Raw genomic sequence first — 6,851 nt, 5'->3', positions numbered from 1 at the left:
CCGAATCTCGCCTGTCGAAATATTCCGAGCTGCTGTTAAGCGAGCTGGGGCAGGGCACGGCTGATTGGGTGCCAAACTTTGACGGCACCATGCAGGAGCCGAAAATGCTGCCTGCGCGCCTGCCTAACATCCTGCTGAACGGCACTACCGGCATCGCCGTGGGTATGGCGACGGATATCCCGCCGCATAACCTGCGTGAAGTGGCGAAAGCCGCGATTACCCTGATTGAAAAACCGCAGACCACGCTCGACGAGGTGCTGGATATCGTTCAGGGCCCGGACTACCCGACCGAGGCAGAAATCATCACCTCGCGCGCGGAAATCCGCAAAATTTACCAGAATGGCCGTGGCTCCGTGCGCATGCGTGCGGTGTGGAATAAAGAAGACGGCGCGGTGGTGATTACCGCACTGCCGCATCAGGTTTCCGGCGCCAAGGTGCTGGAACAGATCGCGGCGCAGATGCGCAATAAAAAGCTGCCGATGGTCGATGACCTGCGCGACGAATCCGACCACGAAAACCCGACTCGTCTGGTTATCGTGCCGCGTTCCAACCGCGTAGATATGGAACCGGTGATGCACCACCTGTTCGCCACCACCGATCTGGAAAAGAGCTACCGCATCAACCTGAACATGATCGGGCTGGATGGTCGTCCGGCGGTGAAAAACCTGCTGGAGATCCTCACCGAATGGCTGGCGTTCCGCCGCGACACCGTACGTCGTCGTCTGAACTACCGCCTCGAGAAAGTGCTCAAACGCCTGCATATCCTCGAAGGTTTGCTGGTGGCGTTCCTCAACATCGATGAAGTGATCGAGATTATCCGTCACGAAGATGAGCCGAAGCCGGCGCTGATGTCGCGCTTTGGCATCAGCGAAACCCAGGCGGAAGCGATCCTCGAGCTGAAATTGCGCCACCTGGCGAAGCTCGAAGAGATGAAGATCCGCGGTGAGCAGGATGATTTAGCCAAAGAGCGCGATCATCTGCAGTCGATCCTGGCGTCCGAACGCAAGATGAGCAACCTGATGAAGAAAGAGCTGCAGGCCGATGCCGAAGCCTTTGGTGACGATCGCCGTTCCCCACTGCATGAGCGCGAAGAAGCGAAAGCAATGAGCGAACATGACATGCTGCCGTCTGAACCTGTCACCATCGTGCTGTCGCAGATGGGCTGGGTACGTAGTGCGAAAGGTCATGACATTGACGCTCAGGGGCTGAACTATAAGTCTGGCGATAGCTGGAAATCGTCGGTGAAAGGCAAGAGCAACCAGCCGGTGGTGTTTGTCGATACCACTGGTCGCAGCTACGCCATCGACCCGATTACGCTGCCGTCCGCGCGCGGTCAGGGCGAGCCGTTAACCGGCAAACTGACGCTACCGCCGGGCGCGACCGTTGAGCACATGTTGATGGAAGGCGACGATACCAAGCTGCTGATGGCGTCTGATGCGGGTTACGGCTTCCTGTGTACCTTCAATGACCTGGTGGCGCGTAACCGTGCCGGTAAGGCGCTGATTTCCCTGCCGGATAACGCTCGCGTGATGCCGCCGGTGGTCATCGAGGACGAGAGCGATATGCTGCTGGCTATCACCTCGGCGGGCCGTATGCTGATGTTCCCGCTGAGCGACCTGCCGCAGCTATCGAAAGGTAAGGGTAACAAGATTATCAACATCCCGGCGGCGGAAGCGGCCAGCGGCGTCGATAGTCTGGCGCATCTGTATGTGCTGCCGCCGCAGAGTACGCTGACCTTCCACGTGGGCAAACGTAAGATCAAACTGCGCCCGGAAGAGCTGCAAAAAGTCACGGGTGAGCGCGGTCGTCGCGGCACCCTGATGCGTGGCCTGCAAAAAATCGATCGCATTGAGATTGATTCACCGCGGCGCGCTTCGGCGGGTGACAGCGAAGAGTAATCATTTCCCCCGTCGTCAGGCGGGGGGAAAAATTACCGTGAAACCGTTGTTAATTCAGCCGTTGCGATTAACAATACCCCTTTGCAGGGGTCTGCAAGTAACAAAGCCCTGTCCGGTATATATCCTGTCGGCACCCGCCTGATCGGTAACATTCTAAGTGGTTCAGGGTTCAGAGGACGCTATGCTATTTATTTTACGTGTCATTATTGTCGTCATTTATTGCATCCTGGTATGCATATTTGGCTGCATCTATTGCCTGTTCAGTCCGCGTAACCCAAAACACGTCGCCACCTTTGGCCATATGTTTGGCCGTATGGCGCCCGTGTTCGGTTTAAAGGTTGAAACCCGCAAACCGGCTGACGCGGAGAACTATGGCAACGCGATTTATATCGCCAACCACCAGAACAACTACGATATGGTGACGGCGGCGAACATCGTCCAGCCGCCAACCGTGACGGTCGGTAAAAAGAGCCTGGTCTGGGTTCCGTTCTTTGGTCTGCTGTACTGGCTGACCGGCAACCTGCTGATCGACCGTAATAACAAAGCGAAAGCGCACAGTACCATTGCGGAAGTCGCGGATACCTTTAAGAAACGCAAAATTTCCATCTGGATGTTCCCGGAAGGTACCCGCAGCCGTGGCCGTGGCCTGCTGCCGTTTAAAACCGGCGCGTTCCATGCGGCTATCGCCGCCGGTGTGCCAATTATCCCGGTGTGTGTGTCGAATACGTCCAATAAGATTAAACTCAACCGCTGGAATAATGGTCTGGTGATTGTGGAAATGCTGGAGCCAATCGACACCAGCGCGTGGGGTAAAGATCAGGTTCGTGACCTGGCGAAGCACTGCCGTGAAGTGATGAAGGCTAAAATCGACGAGCTGGACCAGGAAGTGGCCCAGCGTGAGTCTGCCGGTAAAAAGTAATATCCGCTGATGGCACGGGTGAATGCTCGCGTCGTACGCTGTTTTACTGTCGGGAAAATGATTTCCCACGTTTGATTTGTTCGTTTTGATGGAGCTTATATGTCACTCAGTCGGCGTCAGTTTATTCAGGCCTCGGGCGTTGCGCTTTGTGCGGGCACCGTGCCGCTGAGGGCTCAAGCCGCAGGGAAGCAGCCCGCATTGCCGGTGCCTCCGCTGCTGGAGTCTCGCCGTGGGCAACCGCTATTCCTAACGCTGCAACGTGCGCACTGGTCGTTTACCCAGGGCACGCGCGCGTCCGTCTGGGGCGTCAACGGTCGCTATCTTGGGCCGACGATCCGCGTCTGGAAGGGTGACGATGTCAAACTCATCTACAGCAACCGTCTGACTGAAAACGTCGCCATGACCGTGCGCGGCCTGCAGGTTCCTGGGCCACTGATTGGCGGCGCGGCGCGTATGATGACGCCAAATGCCGACTGGGCGCCGGTGCTGCCGATTCGCCAGAGCGCATCAACGCTGTGGTATCAGGCCAATACGCCGAACCACATGGCGCAGCAGGTCTATAACGGTCTGGCGGGCATGTGGCTGGTGGAAGATGAAGTTAGTAAGTCCTTACCATTCCCTAACCACTACGGCGTCGACGACTTCCCGGTCATCATTCAGGATAAGCGCCTGGATAACTTTGGCGCGCCGGTGTACGACGAGCCGGGCAGCGGTGGCTTTGTTGGCGATACGTTGCTGGTCAACGGCGTACAGGGGCCGTACGTGGAAGTGTCACGCGGCTGGGTGCGCCTGCGCCTGCTGAACGCCTCTAACTCTCGTCGCTACTCGCTGCGGATGAGCGATGGCCGTGCGCTGCATGTGATTTCCAGCGATCAGGGCTTCCTGCCTGCGCCGGTCTCCACCACGCAAATCTCCCTGGCACCGGGCGAACGCCGCGAAGTGCTGGTCGATATGACCAACGGTGACGAAGCCTCGATCACCTGCGGCGAGTCAGCCAGCATCATGGAACGTATTCGCGGCTTCTTTGAACCATCGAGCATTTTGATCTCAACTCTAGTGCTGACCCTGCGTCCGACGGGGCTTCTGCCGTTAGTGACCGATAACTTACCAATGCGCATACTGCCAACGGAAGTGCTCAGCGGCACGCCGATTCGCAGCCGTGACATTCTGTTGGGCGACGATCCGGGCATCAACGGCCAGCTGTGGGACCCGCAGCGTATTGATATCACCGCGCAACAGGGAACCTGGGAGCGCTGGACGGTACGCGCCGATGCGCCGCAGTCGTTCCATATTGAAGGGGTAATGTTCCAGATTCGCAACGTCAACGGCGCGACGCCGCTGCCGGAAGACCGCGGCTGGAAAGATACGGTCTGGATTGATGGCCAGGTAGAGCTGCTGGTCTATTACTCACAGCCGTCATGGCCGCACTTCCCGTTCCAGTACGCCAGCCAGACGCTGGAGCTTGCTGACCGTGGTTCTATCGGACAGATTCTGGTGAACCCGGCGCCGTAATCAAAAACCCCCGGCATCTTTGTAACCCGGCTGAGCGCAGCGACGCCGGGACTCACACCTCGTTAAAAATTCCCACTTCATTAGTAGGGCGATCGGGCTTATAATCCCCGGCCTTTGTCTATTTTTTTGCCAATTTTTCGGAAGCAATATGAGCGCTATCTCCCTGATCCAACCGGATCGCGACCTTTTCTCCTGGCCGCAGTACTGGGCTGCCTGTTTTGGGCCGGCTCCGTTTTTGCCGATGTCACGTGAAGAGATGGATCAACTTGGCTGGGATAGCTGCGACATCATTCTGGTAACCGGCGACGCCTACGTTGACCACCCGAGCTTCGGGATGGCGATTTGTGGCCGTATGCTGGAAGCGCAGGGCTTCCGCGTGGGGATCATTGCTCAGCCGGACTGGAACAGCAAAGACGACTTTATGCGTCTGGGCAAACCGAACCTGTTCTTCGGCGTCACCGCGGGCAACATGGACTCGATGATCAACCGCTACACCGCAGACCGCAAGCTGCGCCATGACGATGCCTATACCCCAGACAACGTCGCGGGCAAACGCCCGGACCGCGCCACGCTGGTCTATACCCAGCGCTGTAAAGAGGCGTGGAAAGATGTGCCGGTCATTCTCGGCGGCATCGAAGCCAGCCTGCGTCGTACCGCGCACTATGATTACTGGTCCGATACCGTGCGCCGTTCGGTGCTGATTGACGCCAAAGCCGACATGCTGATGTTCGGCAACGGCGAGCGTCCGCTCGTTGAAGTGGCGCACCGTCTGGCGGCGGGCGAACCCATCGCGCAGATTCGCGATGTGCGTAACACGGCGATCATCGTCAAAGAAGCGCTGCCGGGCTGGTCTGGCGTCGATTCAACCCGCATCGACACCCCGGGGAAAATCGACCCGATTCCGCATCCGTACGGCGACGATCTGCCGTGTGCTGACAACAAACCGGTAGCACCAAAAAAACAGGAAGCCAAAGCCGTTACCGTGCAGCCGCCGCGCCCTAAGCCGTGGGAGAAAACCTACGTGCTGCTGCCGTCTTTTGAGAAGGTTAAAGGCGACAAGGTATTGTACGCCCATGCCTCCCGTATTCTGCACCACGAAGGAAACCCGGGCAGCGCCCGTGCGCTGATGCAAAAACAGGGCGACCGCTATATCTGGATTAACCCGCCTGCAATTCCACTCTCCACCGAAGAGATGGACAGCGTGTTTGCGCTGCCGTATCAGCGCGTTCCGCACCCGTCATACGGTAAGGCGCGTATTCCGGCGTACGATATGATTCGTTTCTCTATCAATATCATGCGCGGCTGCTTCGGCGGCTGTTCCTTCTGCTCCATCACCGAGCATGAAGGCCGTATTATTCAGAGCCGCTCCGAAGATTCGATCATCAACGAAATCGAAGCTATTCGCGATACGGTACCGGGCTTTACCGGCATTATCTCCGACCTGGGTGGCCCAACGGCAAATATGTATATGCTGCGCTGTAAGTCGCCGCGTGCGGAGCAGACCTGTCGTCGTCTCTCCTGCGTGTACCCGGAAATCTGTTCGCATATGGATACCGACCACACGCCGACGATCAATCTGTATCGCCGCGCCCGCGACCTGAAAGGCATCAAGAAAATCCTGATTGCCTCCGGTGTGCGTTACGACCTGGCGGTGGAAGACCCGCGCTATATCAAAGAGCTAGCTACCCACCACGTGGGCGGCTATCTGAAGATTGCGCCGGAACATACCGAAGAAGGGCCGCTGTCGAAAATGATGAAGCCGGGGATGGGCAGCTATCACCGCTTTAAAGAGCTGTTCGACACTTATTCGAAGCAGGCCGGTAAAGAGCAGTATCTGATTCCGTACTTTATCTCCGCCCATCCGGGAACGCGCGATGAAGATATGGTGAACCTGGCGCTGTGGCTCAAGCAGCACCGCTTCCGTCTGGACCAGGTACAGAACTTCTACCCGTCGCCGCTGGCGAACTCGACCACCATGTATTACACCGGCAAGAACCCGCTGGGTAAAATTGGCTATAAGAGTGAAGACGTGGTGATCCCGAAAGGCGATAAGCAGCGCCGTCTGCATAAAGCGCTGCTGCGCTATCACGATCCGGCTAACTGGCTGCTGATTCGTACGGCGCTGGAGACGATGGGCAAAAAGCATCTGATCGGCAGCCGTCGTGATTGCCTGGTGCCTGCGCCGACGTTGGATGAAATGCGCGAAGCGCGTCGCCAGAACCGCAACACCCGCCCGGCGCTGACCAAGCATACGCCGGTGGCGCATCAGCGCCAGACGCCTGGCGGCATCAAAAAACGCCCTAAACCCGCGTCTCGTTGAGCTAAAAAAATACCCGGCAAATGCCGGGTATTTTATGCCTGATGGCGCTGCGCTTATCAGGCCTACTCGATGATTTGTAGGCCGGATAAGGCGTAGCCGCCATCCGGTACTCGATACAACCTAACCACCAAACTGGTCCGGGTCCGGCCCTAAACGCTTGCCCTGATCCAGCTTCGCAATTTCGCTCAGCTCATCTTTATCC

5 protein-coding genes are annotated in these 6,851 nt (G+C 57.6%); 4 read left to right on the top strand and 1 reads right to left on the bottom strand.

Annotation, left to right across the window (positions count from 1 at the left end; translation table 11 throughout):
* The 4 genes from parC to GKAS_RS22150 all read left to right on the top strand — a co-directional run.
* Positions 1 to 1,898: DNA topoisomerase IV subunit A (parC, locus tag GKAS_RS22165; protein ID WP_035897535.1), on the top strand; the 1,898-nt coding region annotated here is incomplete at its 5' end.
* A gap of 181 nt (positions 1,899 to 2,079) precedes the next feature.
* Positions 2,080 to 2,817 carry a 1-acylglycerol-3-phosphate O-acyltransferase gene (gene plsC, locus GKAS_RS22160; RefSeq protein ID WP_035897533.1) on the top strand — a complete coding sequence of 246 codons (738 nt, stop codon included), beginning with the start codon at positions 2,080 to 2,082 and terminating at the stop codon, positions 2,815 to 2,817.
* Between the two features lie 99 nt (positions 2,818 to 2,916).
* The gene (gene ftsP, locus GKAS_RS22155; RefSeq protein WP_035897532.1) at positions 2,917 to 4,329 is read left to right on the top strand and encodes a cell division protein FtsP; all 1,413 of its coding nucleotides are present in this window, start codon (positions 2,917 to 2,919) and stop codon (positions 4,327 to 4,329) included.
* A gap of 148 nt (positions 4,330 to 4,477) precedes the next feature.
* Positions 4,478 to 6,649 carry a YgiQ family radical SAM protein gene (locus GKAS_RS22150; protein WP_035897531.1) on the top strand — a complete coding sequence of 724 codons (2,172 nt, stop codon included), beginning with the start codon at positions 4,478 to 4,480 and terminating at the stop codon, positions 6,647 to 6,649.
* A 120-nt stretch (positions 6,650 to 6,769) separates the two neighbouring features.
* Here GKAS_RS22150 and GKAS_RS25405 read toward each other — a convergent pair.
* A partial coding sequence (locus tag GKAS_RS25405) for a hypothetical protein (protein ID WP_246870762.1) occupies positions 6,770 to 6,851 on the bottom strand: 82 nt, incomplete at its 5' end.

This window comes from Kluyvera ascorbata ATCC 33433, from assembly GCF_000735365.1.
In the GTDB taxonomy this organism is placed as follows: domain Bacteria; phylum Pseudomonadota; class Gammaproteobacteria; order Enterobacterales; family Enterobacteriaceae; genus Kluyvera; species Kluyvera ascorbata.
The sequence above is the reverse complement of the archived record's forward strand: the minus strand, read 5'-3'. Positions and strand labels throughout refer to the sequence as shown.

Excerpts from the sequence above, each read along its gene's own strand:
- ftsP (WP_035897532.1), top strand. The coding sequence starts at position 2,917 with ATGTCACTCAGTCGGCGTCAGTTTATTCAGGCCTCGGGCGTTGCGCTT.
- GKAS_RS22150 (WP_035897531.1), top strand. The coding sequence starts at position 4,478 with ATGAGCGCTATCTCCCTGATCCAACCGGATCGCGACCTTTTCTCCTGG.
- plsC (WP_035897533.1), top strand. The coding sequence starts at position 2,080 with ATGCTATTTATTTTACGTGTCATTATTGTCGTCATTTATTGCATCCTG.